The sequence below is a fragment of the Streptomyces sp. NBC_01294 genome (assembly GCF_035917235.1).
GTDB lineage: Bacteria > Actinomycetota > Actinomycetes > Streptomycetales > Streptomycetaceae > Streptomyces > Streptomyces caledonius.
This window is the reverse complement of the sequence record NZ_CP108423.1, coordinates 709,822-729,198: the sequence shown is the minus strand read 5'-3', so window position 1 is coordinate 729,198 and position 19,377 is coordinate 709,822. Positions and strand designations below refer to the sequence as shown.

Annotated in this window: 13 protein-coding genes and 1 pseudogene; 4 read left to right on the top strand and 10 right to left on the bottom strand. The window is 69.9% G+C overall.

Translation table 11 applies throughout. The features are described from left to right. Window positions 1-22 precede the first annotated feature (22 nt). Window positions 23-1,585 (top strand): Na+/H+ antiporter, encoded by a 1,563-nt coding sequence (locus OG534_RS03565; RefSeq protein ID WP_326586602.1) that lies wholly within the window; start codon window positions 23-25, stop codon window positions 1,583-1,585. A 55-nt stretch (window positions 1,586-1,640) separates the two neighbouring features. On the opposite strand, the gene OG534_RS03560 is transcribed toward OG534_RS03565, so the two are convergent. Next, window positions 1,641-2,453: a GNAT family N-acetyltransferase gene (locus OG534_RS03560; protein ID WP_326586601.1), complete on the bottom strand. Its 813-nt coding sequence runs from the start codon at window positions 2,451-2,453 to the stop codon at window positions 1,641-1,643. A 580-nt stretch (window positions 2,454-3,033) separates the two neighbouring features. On the opposite strand from OG534_RS03560, the pseudogene OG534_RS03555 reads away from it, so the two are divergent. Then, window positions 3,034-3,462, top strand: a pseudogene (locus OG534_RS03555) (response regulator transcription factor); the annotation flags it as partial. 684 nt (window positions 3,463-4,146) lie between these two features. Here OG534_RS03555 and OG534_RS03550 read toward each other — a convergent pair. From OG534_RS03550 to kdpF (OG534_RS03510), 9 genes are all read right to left on the bottom strand, one after another. Continuing rightward, window positions 4,147-4,953 (bottom strand): SDR family NAD(P)-dependent oxidoreductase, encoded by an 807-nt coding sequence (locus OG534_RS03550; RefSeq protein ID WP_326586600.1) that lies wholly within the window; start codon window positions 4,951-4,953, stop codon window positions 4,147-4,149. Between the two features lie 739 nt (window positions 4,954-5,692). Then, entirely contained in the window at window positions 5,693-8,236 is a 2,544-nt protein-coding gene (locus OG534_RS03545; protein ID WP_326586599.1) for a sensor histidine kinase KdpD, read from the bottom strand. Between the two features lie 58 nt (window positions 8,237-8,294). Continuing rightward, window positions 8,295-8,984 (bottom strand): response regulator, encoded by a 690-nt coding sequence (locus tag OG534_RS03540; RefSeq protein WP_326586598.1) that lies wholly within the window; start codon window positions 8,982-8,984, stop codon window positions 8,295-8,297. Between the two features lie 120 nt (window positions 8,985-9,104). After that, the gene (locus tag OG534_RS03535; RefSeq protein ID WP_326586597.1) at window positions 9,105-9,821 is read right to left on the bottom strand and encodes a potassium-transporting ATPase subunit C; all 717 of its coding nucleotides are present in this window, start codon (window positions 9,819-9,821) and stop codon (window positions 9,105-9,107) included. Window positions 9,822-9,828: 7 nt separating this feature from the next. Beyond that, complete coding sequence (gene kdpB / locus OG534_RS03530) at window positions 9,829-11,931, bottom strand: potassium-transporting ATPase subunit KdpB (RefSeq protein ID WP_326586596.1); 2,103 nt, start codon at window positions 11,929-11,931, stop codon at window positions 9,829-9,831. Continuing rightward, window positions 11,928-13,592, bottom strand: a complete 1,665-nt coding sequence (gene kdpA / locus OG534_RS03525) for a potassium-transporting ATPase subunit KdpA (RefSeq protein ID WP_326586595.1) — start codon at window positions 13,590-13,592, stop codon at window positions 11,928-11,930. The genes kdpB (OG534_RS03530) and kdpA overlap by 4 nt, the downstream gene beginning before the upstream one ends. 6 nt (window positions 13,593-13,598) lie before the next feature. Next, window positions 13,599-13,688: a K(+)-transporting ATPase subunit F gene (gene kdpF, locus OG534_RS03520; RefSeq protein ID WP_033223114.1), complete on the bottom strand. Its 90-nt coding sequence runs from the start codon at window positions 13,686-13,688 to the stop codon at window positions 13,599-13,601. Between the two features lie 240 nt (window positions 13,689-13,928). Next, the gene (locus tag OG534_RS03515) at window positions 13,929-14,687 is read right to left on the bottom strand and encodes a DUF4118 domain-containing protein (protein ID WP_326586594.1); all 759 of its coding nucleotides are present in this window, start codon (window positions 14,685-14,687) and stop codon (window positions 13,929-13,931) included. A 34-nt stretch (window positions 14,688-14,721) separates the two neighbouring features. Beyond that, window positions 14,722-14,811, bottom strand: a complete 90-nt coding sequence (gene kdpF / locus OG534_RS03510; RefSeq protein ID WP_326586593.1) for a K(+)-transporting ATPase subunit F — start codon at window positions 14,809-14,811, stop codon at window positions 14,722-14,724. Between the two features lie 241 nt (window positions 14,812-15,052). Between kdpF (OG534_RS03510) and OG534_RS03505 the strand changes: the two genes are divergently transcribed. Continuing rightward, window positions 15,053-16,939: an APC family permease gene (locus OG534_RS03505; RefSeq protein ID WP_326586592.1), complete on the top strand. Its 1,887-nt coding sequence runs from the start codon at window positions 15,053-15,055 to the stop codon at window positions 16,937-16,939. 260 nt (window positions 16,940-17,199) lie between these two features. After that, window positions 17,200-19,350 (top strand): potassium-transporting ATPase subunit KdpB, encoded by a 2,151-nt coding sequence (gene kdpB, locus OG534_RS03500; protein ID WP_326586591.1) that lies wholly within the window; start codon window positions 17,200-17,202, stop codon window positions 19,348-19,350. The last annotated feature ends 27 nt before the right edge of the window (window positions 19,351-19,377 follow it).

The window sequence follows — 19,377 nt, the reverse complement described above, 5'->3', positions numbered from 1 at the left end:
GCGTCGACTCGGTGGGGGCGTCATGCGCAGTGTCGGTACGGTCTTGTTCCTCGTGGTGCTGGCCACGGTCGTGGCCACAGGGGCCCGGCGCTGGCGGATTCCCGCGCCCTCACTGCTCGTTGTGGCGGGCCTCGTCGTCGCGCTGACACCAGGTACTCCGGAGATACGGGTCAGCCCCGAAGTGATCGGTCTGGTCGTCCTCCCGCCCCTGCTGTACGCGAGCGCGGAGGAACTGTCCTGGCGCGAGCTGCGCCTGGTGTGGAAGCCGGTCAGTGTGCTCGCGGTCGGTCTGGTGCTGGCCTCGGCAGCCGCGGTCGGGGCCGTGGCGTCGCTGCTCACTCCGCTGACCTGGCAGATGGCGCTGGTCCTGGGTGCCGTCCTCGCGAGCACGGACCCGGTCGCCGTCACTGCCCTCGGCCGCCGCCTCGCCCTGCCACCCCGCGTCCAGGTCCTGGTACAGGCGGAGAGCCTCTTCAACGACGCGACGTCGCTCGTGCTCTTCCGAGTCGCGGTCGTCGTAGCCGTGGCCTCCGCCGGGGTGTCCTGGCAGGCCGCGGGCACCGAGTTCGCGCTGCTCGCCGGCGGCGGCGTCCTGGCCGGGGGAGTGGTTGCGGGTGTGGTGGCTCTGATCCGCCGCAGGACCGAGGACCCGGTACTGGAGACCGTCATAGCCCTGGTGACCCCGTACGCCGCCTACGTGCTGGCCGAGGAGGTGCACGCGTCCGGCGTGACCTCGGTCGTGGTGGCGGGCGTCGTGCTCGGCGGTCAGGCGGGCCGGTTCACCAACGCCCGCATCCGGATCCAGCTGCACGCCGTCAACGGCACCGTTGTCTTCCTGTTGGAGAGCGTCGTCTTCAGTCTCATCGGCCTCACCCTGCCCGGACAGGTCGCGGCGCTGACCGATGCCGACCGACTCTGGCCCCTGTACGCCCTCGTCGTCGCCGCGACCCTGATCGCCGTGCGCCTGCTGTGGGTACTGCCGCTCTCGGTCATCGTCCAGCGCGGTGCGGGTACGCGGCCCTCTTGGCGGGTGCCGGCCGTGCTGACCTGGGCGGGCACGCGCGGCGTCGTCCCGCTGGCCGCGGCTCTCTCCATCCCTGCCGCGGCGGACGACGGCAGCCTGCTGGGCCAGCGCCCGCTCGTCCTCGTACTGACCACATCGGTGGTGGTCGTCACCCTGGTCGCCCAGGGCTTCACCCTGGCCGATGTGGTCCGCCGCTCCGGCATCGCCCTCGAACCGGACCACACCGAACGCGAGGAGGCATCCGCCCGGTGCGGCCTTGCCGCCGCCGGGATCCGGCGCCTGGACGAGATGTCCGACATCGAAGCCGTACCGGACGTCGTGGCGGACCGTTTGCGACGCAGCCTGCAGGCCCGCCTCGACCATGCCCGCGACCGCTTGGATGAAGCCGACCTGGCGGAGTCCGCAGACCATGTCTACCGGCTGCTGCGCCGCGACCTGATCCGGGTGGAGGCCGTCGAACTACAGCGGCTGTACGACGAACGCCACATCAGCGACACCACCCGCCAACGGCTGCAGCGCTCACTGGACCTGGAGGAGGCGCGGCTGGACCTGGTGACCTGAGCCGTGCTCCCCAGCGCCGACGCCGTGCGTTGCGGAGCGGGCACGGCGAGCCCGGCTACGCGGGTACTGGCGTTGCCCGGGCCTCGGATGCCACGGCGCGTCCGGTGGCGTGGTGGACGTATTCGAGGGTCAGCCGGAAGCTGGCCGTCCAGGCCAGCAGCCGGCTCGGCCGGTTGTCGCGCGAGCAGCACCAGCTCGCCGTGTGTCCACGGGCCTGGATGTCGGCCGTCAGGCCGGCGACACAGGCCAGTGCGGTGGGGGCCCCTCCCAGCGGTAGCTGGGGGAGTTCGCGGCGGCGATCCGGCACGGTGACGACCGCGATGTCCTCGTAGGCGCTGCCGAGGAAGTAGGTGCAGGCGACGGACAGGATCCGGTCCTTGGCGAATGCGGCCCAGCCGTGGCCGGAGGCGGCGAGGCCGCCGGGTCCGCCCCAACTGGCGTGGATCCAGGCGTTCCCGGAGTGCAGTTCGGCCAACGCCGCAGCGTCCCCGGACGTCAAGCGTCTCACCGTGACGCCGCGCGGCGGGCGGGTGAGGGTCGCAGGGGCCTGGTGGACGTACAGCATCCGTTCCCAGGGGACGACGCGCTCGAAGGCAGGGCCGAGCGTGGGCCAGAAGCGCGCGGGAGTTTCGACGTACTGGCCGGCGAACCGCTTCAACGAGTCCGGTGCGAGGACGCCCGGGTCGCCGCGCAGCAGCACGTGGTCCGCGCAGCTGACGGCGAGGACACGGGGCTGATCCGGGCGGTCGGCCCACCAGTGGCCGACGCCCGTGGTCAGCACGTGCTCGGCGAGGGCGCCGGGACCGGGCGAGCCCGTGGGGAACCAGCGGCTCAGGGCCGGAAGTTGCCGCGGTGCGATTTCGATCACGACGTTCTCCAAATGGTGCTCGGCTACGAGAGCGGGGAGGCGGGGGCCCATGCGGGCACGCGGGTCCGATCGCCGACCGGGGCGGGCGAACGGGAGGAGGCGAAGGGTGAGGCCCCGCGCCGCCCCGGAGCGGGGGCAGGCACGGGGTGGAGCGGCCGCCCGCGCAACGGGCGGGGGCGGGCGGCCGCGGATGGGGCGGTGCGTCAGCGCACCGGCAGGTGAGCAGCGTGCGAGGCCGGGCGCACCGTATGCGGCGGCCGGTCGTCATGGCGCAGAGCGCTGTTCACACCGCTCATCCAACTGGTTCGCGAGGCGGGGCTCAAGGAGGTATGCGAGTCCTTGACGCAGCTCTGATGAGGAACGTTGACCTGGTCGTACGCGGCTCACGCCCCGCCCGCCGGGCGAGTCGTGGCGTAACAAGGGCGTCAAAGTAGCGCCCACGGTCGTATGGACGTCGTCAACGCCTGCCGAGGCGGCCGATAGCCGCTGTTTCCTCTGGTTGACTGCCCTGTCCGAAGCTCGTCAGCAGCTCACGACGGCCGGATCTCCAGGGGACGTACGACAGGAAGGCGGCACGCCGATGACCCGGGTGCTGGTGGTGGATGACGAACCGCAGCTGGCTCGGTTGCTGGTCATCAATCTGAAGGCGCGGAAGTACGAAGTGGACTCCGCCCAGGACGGGGGCGCGGCCCTGGACGCCGTGGCGGCGTGCCGCCCGGACGTGGTCCTGCTCGACCTCGGGCTGCCGGACATGGACGGCATCGATGTGATCAAGAACCTGCGTAGGTCGTCGCAGGTGCCGGTCCTGGTGGTCTCCGCCCGCCACGGCTCCGAGGAGAAGATCCGGGCCCTGGACGCGGGCGCCGACGACTACGTCACCAAGCCTTTCAGCATGGACGAACTGCTGGCCCGCCTGGGAGCCGTCATCCGCCGCACGCCGCGTCAGGAGCCGGCCGCCGCGGAGGAAGCGGTCGTCGAGACCGACGAGTTCACCGTCGACCGGCCTGCCGCCGCTTTCCCGGTCGCCGCCGGTCTGCCGACGGCGTAGTGGGCGTACTCCAGCTCGGGGCGGAAGCCGGCGGTCCAGGCGAGCAGGCGGCCGGGGCGGTTGCCCGCCGAGCAGGTCCAGCTGGGCTGAGAGCGCGCGTGTCCCGGGCGGTCGGCCTGCGTACGGTCACCCCCCTGGGCGGCCGGGTGGCGGGCACGGGGGAGCGCTTGACGTACACCACGCGCTGCCAGGGCGCGACCCTGTCGAACGCGGCCCCGATCAGCGGAAGGAAGCGGCCCGGTGCCTCGATGGAGCGGTCCGCGAAGACCCTGAGATCCGTCGGCGTCAGGGCCTGCGGGTCTCCGCGCAGGAGTACGTGGTCCCCGCACTCGGCGGCGATCACGCGCGGCTGGATGACGCGGTCCACCCACCAGCGGCCGGCCTCGGTGGTCAGTACGTGCTCGGTCAGGGCGGCCGAGCCCGGGGCCCCGGTGGGGAACCAGCGGACGAGCGCCGGGAGTTCGGTGGGACGGCAAGTTGATCACGAGGGTTCCTGTCGGGACATGGAGGCGGGGCGGCCCGGTTCGGAGGGCCGCCCCGCGGATGGGGCCTATGGCTAGCAGGAGGGCTTGCTGCCGTGGTTGGAGCCCTTCTTGCGGCGGGCCCTCTTCTTGCGTGCGCGCTTCGACATGTGCGGGTATCCCTTCAGGCGGTGTGGCCGACGAGGAGGTCGGCGAGCTTGTTGAGGCGCTTGATCGTGCGGTCCTCGGTGGCGGCGGCGGCCGGGGCGACGCGCTCGGAGCGGTCGTAGTAGGCGCCGTTGACGATCTCGGTGGCCGGGTCGCAGAGACGAACGACGTGCTGGGCGCCCTCGGCGGCGGATTCGCCCTCGTTCCCGTACAGCGGCAGGAGACCGGTCGCGCAGACACCGGGGTGGACGGAGACGGCGGTGACGCGCGGGTCGGAGGCGAAGACGGTCAGGGCCAGCTGCGACTGCGCGTAGGCGGCGAGCCGTGAGTAGCGGCGCTCCCGGTTCGGGTCGCTCCACTGGATGGCCGCGGTGCGGTGGAGGGAGGAGGAGACGTTGACGACGCGCCCGCCGGGGTCGGTGGTGAGGGCGGATTCCAGGAGGTTGGTGAGGAGGTAGTGGGCGAGGAAGTTGACCTGGAAGGCGACCTCGTTGCCGTCGACGGTGAGCGTGTGACGCTCGGGGGCTGCGATGGCCGCGTTGTTGACGAGTACGTCCAGGCGCGGGTGCTCCCGTACGACGGCGTGGGCCAGGTTCTCGACTTCCTCCAGGCGGGCGAAGTCGGCGGCGAGCGGTCGGAGACGGGCGCCGTCCACACCGGCGGTGGCAACGAGCCGGTCGGCGGCGGCCTGGGCCTCCTCGGGTGTGCGGCCGTGGAGGAGGACGGTGGCGCCCCGCTCGGCGAGCTGGCGGGCGGTCTCGTAGCCGATGCCGGCGGTGGCGCCGGTGACGAGGACGGTACGTCCGGACAGGGAAGAAGACATGTCGGATTCCTGGAAGCAGGCATGGCTGACGCGCCCGGCGCCCCGGCGTCGGCAGGGGCGAGGGATCAGGTCATGCGGTGAAGGGGAGGACGCGTACGGAGCCCCGGCCGGAGTCCTTCGGGACGCCGGCGGCGGGTGGTACGCGCAGGACGCGCGGCCGAAGTCAGAGGGCCGGGCGGACAGCGGGCGCTGTCGGCTGCACCTGATTCGGTGGCCGATCGTCGTAGCGCGGACCGCTGTTCATGAGCCCATCCCAGCGCATCAGGGATGCCGGGGCAAGATCCCGAACGGGACCTTGACGGCCTTCTGATGTATGTCGGGTGACGGTGCGAATCCGGCTTTCGCGCAGGTCATCAGGGGCGCGTCAAAGATCGGCAGCCGGGTGGAAGGAACGCGTCAAGGAGCGTTGTCACGGAGGTCGGCCGGGAGCAGACTGGCGGAGCGACGGAGCCGGTGACGGTCCGGTGGCACGCGGCTGGAGGCCGGTGACCTGAACACCGACCAAGACGCGCACGGTCCGGCCGTGGGGGTACGGGCCGGTGCGACCGCGTGCTGGTCAACCGTCGCACAACACATGAGCCGTCCAGCTCTCGGTGTGGGGATACCGGAGCTGGGCGGCTCGCGTGTTTCGGTCGTCGACGTGTGCACCGGGCGAAGTGGACTCGCGGCCCTTCCCGCGCCGGTTGTGCGTCTGTCGGTCGTCGTGGCTCTCGATTTTCGGGCCCGCCCGCGGGCCGATTCAGGTGACCGCCGAGGTCGGGAGATCCGCGGTGACCGGCGGTGTGCCGCCCGCTATGGGGAGGGTGATGACCATGGTGAGGCCGCCGCCGGGGGTGTCCTCGGCCGTCAGGGTGCCGCCGATGGCCTCGGTGAAGCCGCGGGCGACGGCGAGGCCGAGGCCGACTCCGGCGCCCCGTGGGGCGTCGCCGTGGCGCTGGAAGGGTTCGAAGATCCGGCTCTTGGCCTCGTCAGGGACGCCAGGGCCACGGTCGACGACGCGCAGTTCCACCCGCTCGTGCAGGGCACTCGCCGTGACCTTGACCGGCTGTCCGTCGGGGCTGTACTTGACGGCGTTCTCGACGATGTTGGCGACCGCCCGCTCCAGCAGGCCCCGGTCGACGGCGACCATCGGGAGCGTTTCCGGGATATTGAGGTCGACACTGTCCTCCGGTACGCCGCGCAGCGCCATCGGGACGACCTCGTCGAGGTCGGTCTCCCGGATGAGGGGGACGACGGTGCCGGTGTTGAGGCGGGACATGTCGAGGAGGTTCCCGATCAGTGCGGCGAGACGGTCGGCGCCGTCCTCGATGCCTTCGAGGAGTTCGGCCTTGTCCTCCTCGGACCAGTCGACGTCGTCGGAGCGCAAGGAGGTGACGGAGGCCTTGATCCCGGCGAGCGGGGTGCGCAAGTCGTGGCTGACGGCGGCGAGCAGGGCGGTGCGGATGCGGTTGCCCTCGGCGAGTTCCTTGGCCTTGCCCGCCTCGTCGACGAGGCGCTGGCGATCGAGTACGACTGCGGCCTGGGCGGCGAAGGCGCCGAGCACGCGCCGGTCCTCGGCGGGCAGTACCCGGCCGGTGAGGGCGAGCGCCATGTTGTCGCCCATGGGCAGGTCCACGTCCGCGTCTTCGGGCCGGCTGACAGGGCTGGTGCCGACGGACGAGGCGGTGTTCCAGGGATCGACCTCACTGCTCCGTTCGAGGAGGACGACCGACTGCATGGCGAAGGTCTCGCGCAGTCGCTCCAGGAGGGCTTCGAGGGAGTCCTCGCCGCGCAGGACGCTGCCGGCGAGGAAGGAGAGGATCTCGGACTCGGCGCGCAGCCGGGCGGCCTGGTGGGTCCGGCGGGCGGCCAGGTCGACCACGGAGGCCACCGACACCGCGACGCCGACGAAGATCGCGATGGCGACGATGTTCTTCGGGTCGGAGATGGTGAACTCGTGCAGCGGCGGGGTGAAGAAGTAGTTCAGGAGCAGGGATCCGAAGGCCGCCGAGGCGAGGGCGGGCAGCAGGCCTCCCAGGAGGGCCGCCGCCACCGTGAAGGTGAGGAACAGCAGCATGTCGTTGGCGAGCCCGAGGTCGGGAACGACCTGGTTCAGCAGGACGGTGAGGAGCGCGGGTCCGGCGATACCGGTCAGCCAGCCCCAGATGATGCGGGACCGGCCGAGACGGGCACCGCGGGCGATCGGCAGGCCGCGGCCCTTGGCGGCCTCGTCGTGGGTGACGATGTGGACGTCGAGGTCGGGTCCGGATTCGCGGGCGACCGTGGCACTCACGCCCGGTCCGAACACGTACTGCCAGGAGCGGCGGCGGCTGACGCCGAGGACGATCTGGGTGGCGTTGCAGCCGCGGGCGAACTCCAGCAGCGCGTCGGGGACGCTCTCGCCTATCACGTGGTGGAACGTGCCGCCCAGGTCCTCGACCAGGGTGCGCTGGACGGCCAGCTCCTTGGGCGAGGCCGAGGTCAGTCCGTCGCTCGCGGCGATGTAGACGGCGAGGACCTCGCCACCCGCTCCCTTCTCGGCGAGGCGCGCGGCGCGTCGGATGAGCTGACGCCCCTCGGGGCCGCCGGTCAGACCGACGACGATGCGTTCGCGGGCCTGCCAGGTGGAGCGGATGTTGTGCTCGCCGCGGTACTCCTGCAGGTACTCGTCCACGCGGTCGGCGACCCACAGCAGCGCGAGCTCACGCAGGGCGGTCAGGTTCCCGGGACGGAAGTAGTTCGAAAGCGCCGCGTCGACCTTGTCCGGCTTGTAGACGTTGCCGTGTGCCATGCGGCGGCGCAGCGCCTGCGGGGACATGTCGACGAGCTCGATCTGGTCGGCGCGCCGGGCCACCTCGTCCGGGACGGTCTCGCGCTGCCGCACCCCGGTGATCGTCTCGACCACATCACCCAGGGATTCGAGGTGCTGGATGTTGACGGTCGAGACGACGTCGATGCCAGCCTGGAGCAGTTCCCCGACGTCCTGCCACCGTTTGGCATTGCGCGAGCCGGGGACGTTGGTGTGGGCGAGCTCGTCGACCAGCGCCACGGCGGGGCGGCGGGCGAGGATCGCGTCCACGTCCATCTCGGTGAAGGTGCTGCCCCGGTACTCGATCTCGCGTCGCTCGATGAGTTCCAGGCCGTGCAGCATCACCTCGGTCCGCGGCCGGTTGTGGTGTTCGACGAAGCCGACGACGCAGTCGGTGCCCCGCTCGATCCGGCGGTGCGCCTCGGAGAGCATCGCGTACGTCTTGCCGACGCCCGGTGCCGCGCCGAGGTAGATGCGGAGCTTGCCGCGTCCCATGTTCCGACTCTTCTTCTCTGCTGACGACGGGGGTTCGTGCCGTGGATCGGGCGGGTGATCAAGGTTCGAAGCGGTAGCCCATGCCGGGTTCGGTGATCAGGTACCGCGGATGCGAAGGATCCGCTTCCAGTTTGCGCCGTAGCTGGGCCATGTAGACGCGCAGGTAATTGGTGTTCTCGCCGTAGGTCGGGCCCCAGACCTCCAGCAGAAGCCGACTTTGGGTGATCAGCCGGCCCGGGTGGGTGATGAGGATTTCCAGCAGGTGCCACTCGGTCGGGGTGAGCCGTACGGTGCGCTCGCCACGGCGAACCTTCTTCGCGACCAGATCGACGGTGAACCCGTCGGTCGTGACCACGGTGACTTCGTCGGCCTGCGAAGCCGTGGGCGCTTCATGTCTCCGCGCCGCCGCCCGCAGCCGTGCCAGGAGTTCGTCCATGCTGAACGGTTTCGTCACGTAGTCGTCGGCGCCGGCGTCCAGGGCCCGGATCTTGTCCTCGGAGGTGTGGCGGGCGGAGAGGACCAGGATGGGGACCTTGCTCCAGCCGCGGACGGCCTTGATGACGTCGATGCCGTCCATGTCCGGGAGGCCGAGGTCCAGCACTATGACGTCCGGCTTGCGTGCGGCCGCGAGCCGCAGGGCCGAGCCGCCGTCGGAGGCCTCTTCGACCTCGAACCTGCGCGCCTGGAGGTTGATCTTCAGCGCGCGGACGAGCTGAGGGTCGTCCTCCACCACCAGCACCCGGGTCATCGGTGTGCAGCCTTTCCTTCGTAACGGGCACGGTGAGAGCCGGCGGGGGCGGGGCCCTGCCCAGCGGCAGCTGGGGGAGACTCCGCGCCCTGCCGGCTCCCGGTCCGTGCGATGTGGAGCTCAGCTCTTGGAGAGCGCCTTCAGGGCGATGTTCAGCTCCAGGACATTGACGCGGGGCTCACCCATGAAGCCGAGCGTGCGGCCCTCTGTGTGGTCCTCGACCAGCTTCTCGACCTGCTTGACGTCGAGTTTGTTCTGCTCGGCGACGCGGTGGACCTGGAGCTTGGCGTATTCCGGGGAGATGTTCGGGTCGAGGCCGGAGCCGGAGGAGGTGACGGCATCGGCCGGGACGTCCTCGGGCTCGACCTGGTGGCCCGTCGTGGAGTTGTCGGCGATGACGGCTTCCTTGGCGGCGACGACCTGCGCGCAGAGGGTGCCTTCCTCGGCGTCCTTGGTGCACCGGCCGCCCACGGCACCGTTGTCGGCGGACCGGTTGGTGGCTCCGGAGAGGATCAGCGAGTACTGGGTGTTGACGCTGTTGGAGCCGAGGCCGTTGGAGGGGCGCGGCTGGAACCACTTGAGGTCCGGCCTGGCGGCTTCTTCGGCGTCGTTCGGGTCGTTCTTCGGCAGGTTGTAGCTCTGCCCGATGAGGGAGGAGCCGACGACCTGGCCGCTCTGGTCCTTGATCTCGGAGCCGTTGGCCTTGTCGTTGAAGAGGGCCTGGGCGACGCCGGTGACGGCGAGCGGGTAGAGGACCCCGCAGATCACGGTCAGGACGAGCAGGGCTCGCAGGCCCGCGCCGATCAGCCGGACGGTGTTGCCTACTGAGTTGTTCATTGTCGTCTCAGCCGATTCCGGGGATGAGGGAGATGAGCAGGTCGATGAGCTTGATGCCGATGAACGGGGCGATCAGACCACCCACGCCGTACAGCCCGATGTTGCGGCGGAGCATCTTGTCGGCGCTGGTCGGCCTGTACTGGACGCCCTTCAGGGCGAGCGGCACCAGCGCGATGATGATCAGCGCGTTGAAGATGACCGCGGAGAGGATCGCCGACTCGGGCGAGGCAAGGCCCATGATGTTGAGCTTGTCCAGGCCCGGGTACACCACCGCGAACATGGCCGGAATGATCGCGAAGTACTTCGCGACGTCGTTGGCGATGGAGAAGGTGGTCAGAGCCCCGCGGGTGATGAGGAGCTGCTTGCCGATCTCGACGATCTCGATGAGCTTGGTGGGGTTGGAGTCCAGGTCCACCATGTTCCCGGCCTCCTTGGCGGCCGAGGTACCCGTGTTCATCGCCACGCCGACATCCGCCTGCGCGAGCGCCGGGGCGTCGTTCGTGCCGTCGCCGGTCATCGCGACCAGCTTGCCGCCGGCCTGCTCCCGCTTGATGAGGGCCATCTTGTCCTCGGGAGTGGCCTCCGCGAGGAAGTCGTCCACGCCCGCCTCCTCCGCGATCGCCTTGGCCGTCAGCGGGTTGTCACCCGTGATCATGACGGTCTTGATGCCCATGCGGCGCAGCTCGTCGAACCGCTCGCGCATGCCCTCCTTGACGACGTCCTTGAGGTGGATGACACCGAGGACGCGGGCGCCCTTGTCGTCCCTGACGGCGACGAGCAGCGGCGTACCGCCGGCCTCCGAGATCTTGTTGGCGAGGGTGTCGGCGTCGTCGGAGACCTGGCCACCCTGCTCCCGGACCCAGGTGATGACGGATCCGGCCGCACCCTTGCGGGTCTGCTTGCCGTCCACATCCACGCCCGACATACGGGTCTGCGCGGTGAAGGCGATCCACTCGGCCTGGGACAGTTCGCCCTGGTGGCGTTCCCGCAGGCCGTACTTCCCCTTCGCCAGGACCACGATGGAGCGGCCCTCGGGGGTCTCGTCCGCGAGGGAGGACAGCTGGGCGGCGTCGGCCAGCTCCGCCGCCGTGGTGCCCTTGACCGGGACGAACTCGGAGGCCTGGCGGTTGCCGAGGGTGATGGTGCCGGTCTTGTCGAGCAGCAGCGTGGAGACGTCGCCGGCGGCTTCCACCGCACGACCGCTCATCGCGAGGACGTTGCGCTGGACCAGGCGGTCCATGCCCGCGATGCCGATGGCGGACAGCAGGGCGCCGATGGTGGTGGGGATGAGGCAGACCAGCAGGGCGGTGAGCACGATCATCGACTGCTCGGCGCCCGCGTAGATCGCGAACGGCTGCAGGGTCACCACGGCGAGCAGGAAGACGATGGTCAGCGAGGCGAGCAGAATGTTGAGCGCGATCTCGTTGGGTGTCTTCTGCCGGGCGGCGCCCTCGACGAGGGCGATCATGCGGTCGATGAAGGTCTCGCCGGGCTTCGTCGTGATCTTGATGACGATCCGGTCGGAGAGGACCTTGGTGCCGCCGGTGACCGCACTGCGGTCGCCGCCGGACTCCCGGATGACCGGGGCGGACTCGCCCGTGATGGCGGACTCGTCCACCGAGGCGACGCCTTCGACGACGTCACCGTCGCCGGGGATGATGTCGCCGGCCTCGCAGACCACCAGGTCACCGATACGGAGCTCAGCGCCGGGCACCTGCTCCTCGCCCTTGCCGTCCTTGGTCAGGCGGCGGGCGACGGAGTCGGTCTTGGCCTTGCGCAGCGTGTCTGCCTGGGCCTTGCCACGGCCCTCGGCGACGGCCTCGGCGAGGTTGGCGAAGATCGTGGTCAGCCACAGCCAGGCGGTGATCGCCCAGCCGAACCAGTCCGTCGGGTCCTTGATCGCGAGCACGGTGGTGACCACCGAGCCGATCAGAACGACGAACATGACCGGCGACTTGATCATGATCCTGGGGTCGAGCTTGCGGATCGCGTCGGGGAAGGACTTCAGGAGCTGTTTGGGGTCGAAGAGACCGCCGCCGACCCGCCCGGCCGGCTTGTGGCCTGTCGGGATGTCTTCGTGTGGTGCGCGGGTGGGGGTGATGGTGCTCATGAGGCGAGCCCTTCGGCAAGCGGGCCCAGCGCGAGGGCCGGGAAGTAGGTCAGACCGGTGACGATGAGGATGGTGCCGACGAGCAGCCCCGTGTAGAGGGGCTTGTCGGTGCGGAGCGTGCCTGCCGTCTCCGGTACGGGCTTCTGCTCGGCGAGCGAGCCGGCCAGCGCCAGGACGAACACCATCGGGAGGAAGCGGCCGAGCAGCATGGCGATGCCGATGGTGCTGTTGAACCACTGGGTGTCGGCGTTCAGGCCCGCGAAGGCGGAGCCGTTGTTGTTGGCGCCCGAGGTGTAGGCGTACAGGATCTCCGAGAAGCCGTGCGCCCCGGTGTTGGTCATCGAGTTGGCCGGCGTGTCCAGCGCCATCGCCGCCGCGGTGAAGCCCAGCACCAGGGCGGGCGTGATGAGGATGTAGCAGGCCGCGAACTTGATCTCACGGGTGCCGATCTTCTTGCCCAGGTACTCCGGGGTGCGGCCGACCATCAGGCCGGCGATGAACACCGCGATGATCGCCATGATCAGCATGCCGTAGAGGCCGGAGCCGACACCACCAGGGGCGATCTCGCCGAGCTGCATGCCCAGGAGCTGGATGCCGCCGCCCAGGCCCGTGTACGAGGAGTGGAAGGAGTTGACCGCGCCGGTGGACGTCAAGGTCGTCGCCACGGAGAAGATCGCGGAGGCGCCGACGCCGAAGCGGGTCTCCTTGCCCTCCATCGCCCCGCCCGAGACGTCGAAGGCCGGGCCGTGGTGGGCGAACTCGGTCCACATCATCAGCGCGGTGAAGCCGATCCAGATGGTGGCCATCGTGGCGAGGATCGCGTAGCCCTGGCGCAGGTTCCCGACCATCCGGCCGAAGGTGCGGGTCAGGGAGAACGGGATGACGAGGATCAGGAAGATCTCGAACAGGTTCGAGAACGGGTTGGGGTTCTCGAAGGGGTGGGCCGAGTTGGCGTTGAAGTAACCGCCGCCGTTGGTGCCCAGCTCCTTGATGACCTCCTGCGAGGCGACGGCGCCGCCGTTCCACTGCTGGGTGCCGCCGAGGAACTGGCCGACCTCGTGGATGCCGGCGAAGTTCTGGATGGCGCCGCACGCGACGAGGATGACCGCACCGATCACGGAGATGGGCAGCAGGATGCGGAAGACACCGCGGACCAGGTCGGACCAGAAGTTGCCCAGCTCACCGGTGCGGGAGCGCGCGAAGCCCCGTACGAGGGCCACGGCGACGGCCATGCCGACCGCGGCGGAGACGAAGTTCTGGACCGCGAGGCCGCCGGTCTGCACGACGTGGCCCATGGCCTGCTCGCCGTAGTACGACTGCCAGTTCGTGTTGGCCACGAAGGAGGCGGCGGTGTTGAAGGCCTGGTCAGGGTCGATCGCGGAGAAGCCGAGCGAGCCGGGCAGGATGCCCTGGGCCCGCTGGAGGCCGTAGAGGAACAGGACCGAGACCGCGGAGAAGGCGAGGACGGCGCGCAGGTAGGCGGGCCAGCGCATCTCGGCGTTCGGATTGGCGCCGATGGCTTTGTAGATCCACTTCTCCGGCTTGTAGTGCTTGTCGGAGGAGTAGACGCGGGCCATGTAGTCGCCCAGCGGGCGGTAGGCCAGCGCGAGCGCGGCGATCAGTGCGAGGAGCTGGAGCACACCAGCGAGAACGGGACTCATCGGTGGCTAGAACCTCTCCGGGTACACAAGCGCGAGGACGAGGTATCCGAGCAGGGAGACGGCCACGACGAGGCCGATGATGTTTTCGGCGTTCACAGCTTGGTCACCCCCCGGGCGATGAGAGCCACCAGCGCGAAGACCGCGACCGTGGTGACGACGAAGGCCAGATCGGCCACCGTGAGCTCCTGGATGAATGAGGAAGGAATTGAATCGGCCAGATGGCCGATGTCGAGATAACCGTGTCTTCATCCCGGCGTTAAGACACCTTGATGGGGTCCATACGGAAGCAGGGGAACTCTTAACGCGGCGCATACGCGAGTGGTCGCGAACCGCCGGTCAGCCCTGGTGGGAGAGGCCGGCCGTGTCCAGCGCGGCACCGGCCTGAGCGGCCGGCGCGACCGCGACCAGGCGGGCCTCCTCGGGAGGCAGGGGACGGTCCGGGAGCGGATCGAGGAGGAAGCGGCCGTAGTAGTGCCCGCCGCCGACGACGCGCAGCTCGGTCTCTCCGTCCGGCCAATCGGCGTACTCGACGATCCGGCTGCGGCTGCGCAACCACAAGCCACCGTCGTGCTCCAGGCGCGGCCGGTGCCCGAGCAGCCTGCCGTATTCGAAGCGGCAGCCGCGCAGCCCCAGCAGGCTCACGAGCTCCCGACGCACGTACTCGACCACCGCTTCCGGTGAGGCGCCGTCCTCGACCAGACGGGCGGTTCCCTGGAGGCTCGACAGATGCGAGGCGTCAGTGACCACGACCGTCCGGAGCCGCTGTACCCGAACGGCCAGCTGCGAGACGATCAGGCCGACGACGAGCAGGAGGACAGCCGTCTGGATCTCATCACGGTCGGCGATGGCGAACTGCTGGTAGGGCCTGGTCAGGAAGAAATCGAACCAGGCAGCCGCAGAGAGTGCGGCCAGCGCCCCGGCCGCCCGGGTCCCGAGCGCGGCGACGGCGACCACCGCGACGACCATGATCAGAGCTTCGTTCGTCGCTGAAATGCCCGTGCGGAACGGCACGAGGGCGAGCGCCACGAGGAACGGCACCACGAGGGCGGCGAGCAGAACGGCACGGTCGTGCAGGCGGTGCGAGGATCCGGACATGTGATGCCTCCCGTCCGGACGGGGCGGTCTTGAATCAGAACCTCTCGGGCCTGATCAGGGCGGCCACGAGGTAGCCGAGCAGAGCGACGGCGACGATGAGCCCGACCACGTTTTCCGCGTTCATCAGCGTGTACTCCCTTGACTTCGGCGGACGTGTGTCGCGCCTTTCAAGCGTGCCCCCGGCCGATGAAGGAGCCACGTGCCCTGTTGAGATCTTGACGCACCTCGTACGACTTTGCGGCCCCGGCGTCAGGAGCACGTGAAGAGTGGCGCGGCGGTCATATGGAATTCGCCAAGAGCACTGGTCATGCGGCCACGCCATCCGGACGCTGTCCTCACTTTGCCCAATCGGAGGAACAGCGAAGATGGCCATAGACATGGGAAAGACGACCGCGGCCGGGCAGGCACCGGGCACGGAGGAACCTCCTGATACCGGCGTGCGGACGCCTCACGAGGCGGGGGACCGGCACCGGCTGACCGCCCTCCAGGGCCTGGCCGCGCTGTCGCTCGACGCGATGGCCTCCGTGGCGTACGGGCCCGAGTCGATCGTGCTGGTCCTGGCGGCAGCCGGTGCCTACGGCCTCGGGTTCACCCTCCCCGTCACCCTCGCGATCGCAGCTCTGCTCGCCGTGCTGGTGGCCTCGTACCGGCAGGTCATCGCCGCGTTCCCGGACGGTGGCGGTTCGTACGCCGTCGCCAAGAAGCATCTCGGCCGGCGCACGAGCCTGGTCGCCGCGGCCTCGCTGATCCTCGACTACGTCCTGAACGTCGCCGTCTCCGTCACCGCCGGCGTCGCGGCGCTGACCTCGGCGTTCCCCGAGCTGTACGGGGAACGGGTGTGGATCTGCCTCGGGGTCCTGGTTCTGGTCACGGCGGTGAACCTGCGCGGGGTCGTGGACTCCGCCAAGGCGTTCCTCGTACCGACCGCGGTGTTCGTCGGGTCGATCCTCACCATGGTGGCGGTCGGTCTCTTCCGCGACGGCCCGGTCAGCACCGCCTCGGCCGCCGGCCACGCCTCCGCGCTCGGCGAAGGGGCCACCGGGGTCGGCGCGCTCCTGCTGCTGAAGGCCTTCGCGGCCGGCTGTTCCGCCCTGACCGGCGTCGAGGCCGTCGCCAATGCGGTGCCGGCCTTCCGTGCCCCGGCCGCGCGACGCGCCCAGCGGACCGAGGTGGCCCTCGGCGCCCTGCTCGGCGTGATGCTGATCGGCCTCTCGGTCCTGATCGGCCGCTTCCACCTCCAGCCGGTCGAGGGGGTGACCGTGCTGGCCCAGCTCGCGGACGCCTCCTTCGGCCACAACCTCGCCTTCTACGTGGTCCAGTTCGCGACGATGGTGCTGCTCGCGCTGGCCGCGAACACCTCCTTCGGCGGGCTTCCCGTGCTGATGAGCCTGCTGGCCCGGGACAACTACCTGCCGCACGTCTTCGCCCTCAAGGCGGACCGCCAGGTACACCGGCACGGGGTGGTGTGGCTGGCCCTCGTGTCCGCCGCCCTGCTGGTGTTCTCAGGCGGCGACACCAACACCCTCGTTCCGCTCTTCGCGATCGGCGTCTTCGTCGGCTTCACCATCTGCCAGGTCGGCATGGTCCGACACTGGTACGGCGAACGCCCCAAGGGCTGGCAGGCCAAGGCCGGCCTCAACGGCTTCGGCGCCCTGCTCACCGGAGTCTCGGCGGTCGTCGTGACCGCCACCAAGTTCACCGAGGGCTCCTGGCTGATCGTGCTCGCCCTGCCGCTGATCGTCCTCGGCTTCGAGAAGGTCAACCGGGCCTACGCCCAGATCGGCGCACGCCTGGAGCTCGGCCGCATCCCGCAGCCGCCCCAGCGCTCCCGCTCTCTGATCGTCGTGCCCGTGTCGGGGCTGTCCCGACTGACCTGTCAGGCGCTGACCGCGGCCCGCTCGCTCGGCGACGAGGTCCTCGCCGTGACCGTCACCCACACCGGTCCTGAGGACCGGCAAGCGGCCGAAGCGCTGCGCCGGGACTGGGAGTTGTGGAAGCCCGGCATCGAGCTGATCGAGGTCGCCTCCGATACCCGCTCGCTCGGCCGGCCGGTGTCGGCGTACGTGCGCGAGCTCATGCAGAAACACCCGGATGCCCAGGTGACCGTCCTCATCCCGGAAACGGAACCCACTCACCTGTGGCAGCGGATGCTGCAGAACCAGCGTGGCTCCGTGGTCGCCCACGCGGTACGCCGCGACACCGACGCCGTCATCTGCCGACTTCGCTTCCGCATCACGGCCGACGCGCGTTGACGTGCCCTTGACGGCGGCTTGATGCGTCTTGTGCGCCGCCGTCAAGAAGGTGCCAAATCCCCTGCCCACAGGGGGATTTCCGCTGGCACGGGCAGTAGTTTCCTGCCTGTTGCGCCGCCGGGGACCTCGACCACTCACATGACGGCCGAGGGGGTCCATGCGAGACAGTCCCCGGCGGCGACACCTCTCACCCGCACCCGCCGCGTGCCGACCGGCCCGGCAGGGGTGCCCCGCCGAACTCACCAGAAGGTCTCCTCCCCATGCCTCCCGCCGCCGCGCAGCACGTGCCCCCGGGTCTAGGGACCCCTCCGCGGACCCCGCTCAACCGGCCGTCCCGGAAACGCTCCGGCCAGGTGAACGTGCTGGAGCCCGAGCTCCTCGCCACCTCCGCCCGGGAGGCCGTCGCCAAGCTCCACCCGCGCGAACTGGTGAAGAAGCCGGTGCTGTTCGTCGTGGCCGTGGGCTCCGTCCTGACGACGCTCTCGGCGCTCATCCACCCGTCCGTCTTCACCTGGGTGATCAGCGTCTGGCTCTGGCTGACGGTTCTGTTCGCCAACCTCGCCGAGGCCGTCGCCGAGGGCCGTGGCCGAGCCCAGGCCGAGTCGCTGCGCAAGGCGCGTACCGACACCGTCGCTCTCCGGCTGAAGCGCTGGACGTACGGGACGAACCTGCGCCACGCCGAGACCGAGGTGGTGACCCCGGCCGAGCTCCAGCCCTTCGACTTCGTCCTCGTCGAAGCGGGTGAGCCGGTACCGGCCGACGGGGACGTGGTCGACGGCGCGGCGATGGTGGACGAATCGGCGGTGACCGGTGAATCAGCCCCCGTGCTCCGGGAGTCGGGCGGCGACCGGTCCGGAGTCACCGGCGGCACGACCGTACTGTCGGACTCGATCGTCGTACGGGTCACCTCGCGCTCCGGGAACAGCTTCATCGACCGGATGATCGCGCTGGTCGAGGGTGCGTCCAGGCAGAAGACCCCGAACGAGATCGCGCTGAACATCCTGCTGGCCGCCCTGACCGTCATCTTCATCCTGATCGTGGTCAGCATCCAGCCGATGGCCGCGTACGCGGGCGCCGCCCAGTCCACGACCGTACTGGTCGCGCTCCTGGTGACCCTCATCCCCACCACGATCGGCGCCCTGCTCTCCGCGATCGGCATCGCCGGCATGGACCGCCTCGTGCAGCGCAACGTCATCGCGCTGAGCGGCCGCGCCGTCGAGGCCGCGGGTGACATCAACACCCTGCTCCTCGACAAGACCGGCACCATCACCCACGGCAACCGCGAGGCCGCCGCCTTCATCCCGCTCCCGGGCATCGACCACACCAAGCTCGCCGACGCCGCCCAGCTGTCCTCCCTCGCCGACGAGACCCCCGAAGGCCGGTCCGTCGTGGCCCTGGCCCAGCGGTACGGGCTCCAGCCGGCCGCCGCCGAGGACCTCAGCAACCCCCGCTTCACCGAGTTCAGCGCCCGCACCCGGATGAGCGGCGTCAACCTGAGCTGGGACAACGGCGCGGGATGCGCCATCCGCAAGGGCGCGGTGGTGGAGGTCATGGACTGGGTGGTGATGCGCGGCGGGACCGTACAGGCGGAGGCCGCCGCATGGTCCGCCCAGGTCTCCCAATCCGGCGGGACCCCTCTGCTGGTGGCGGTCCACGACTGGGACGGGCCGCGGGTCCTCGGCATCATCCACCTCAAGGACGTGGTCAAGGAAGGCATCCGGGAGCGGTTCGCGGAGCTGCGGAGCATGGGGATCCGTACGGTCATGGTGACCGGCGACAACGAGCTGACGGCCCGCGCCATCGCCGCGGAGGCGGGGGTGGACGAGTACCTCGCCCAGGCGACGCCCGAGGACAAGCTCGCGCTGATCAAGCGGGAGCAGGCGGGCGGCAAGCTGGTCGCGATGACCGGTGACGGTACGAACGACGCCCCGGCGCTCGCGCAGGCGGACGTCGGCGTGGCGATGAACACGGGTACCTCGGCCGCCAAGGAGGCCGGGAACATGGTGGACCTGGACTCCAACCCGACCAAGCTCATCGAGATCGTCGAGATCGGCAAGCAGCTCCTCATCACCCGCGGTGCGCTCACCACCTTCTCCATCACGAACGATGTCGCGAAGTACTTCGCGATCATCCCGGCGATGTTCACCGCGGCCTACCCGGGGCTCGAAGCCCTCAACATCATGGGCCTGAGCAGTCCGACCTCTGCGATCACCTCGGCGATCATCTTCAACGCGCTGATCATCGTGGCCCTCATCCCGCTCGCCCTGCGCGGTGTCCGCTACCGGCCCGCCTCCGCGCACGACCTGCTGCGCCGCAACCTCGGTGTCTACGGCCTCGGCGGGCTGATCCTGCCCTTCGTGGGCATCAAGCTCATCGACCTGGTGGTGTCCACCATTCCCGGCCTCGGCTGACCTCGGGAACACTGCGGCTACGCCACA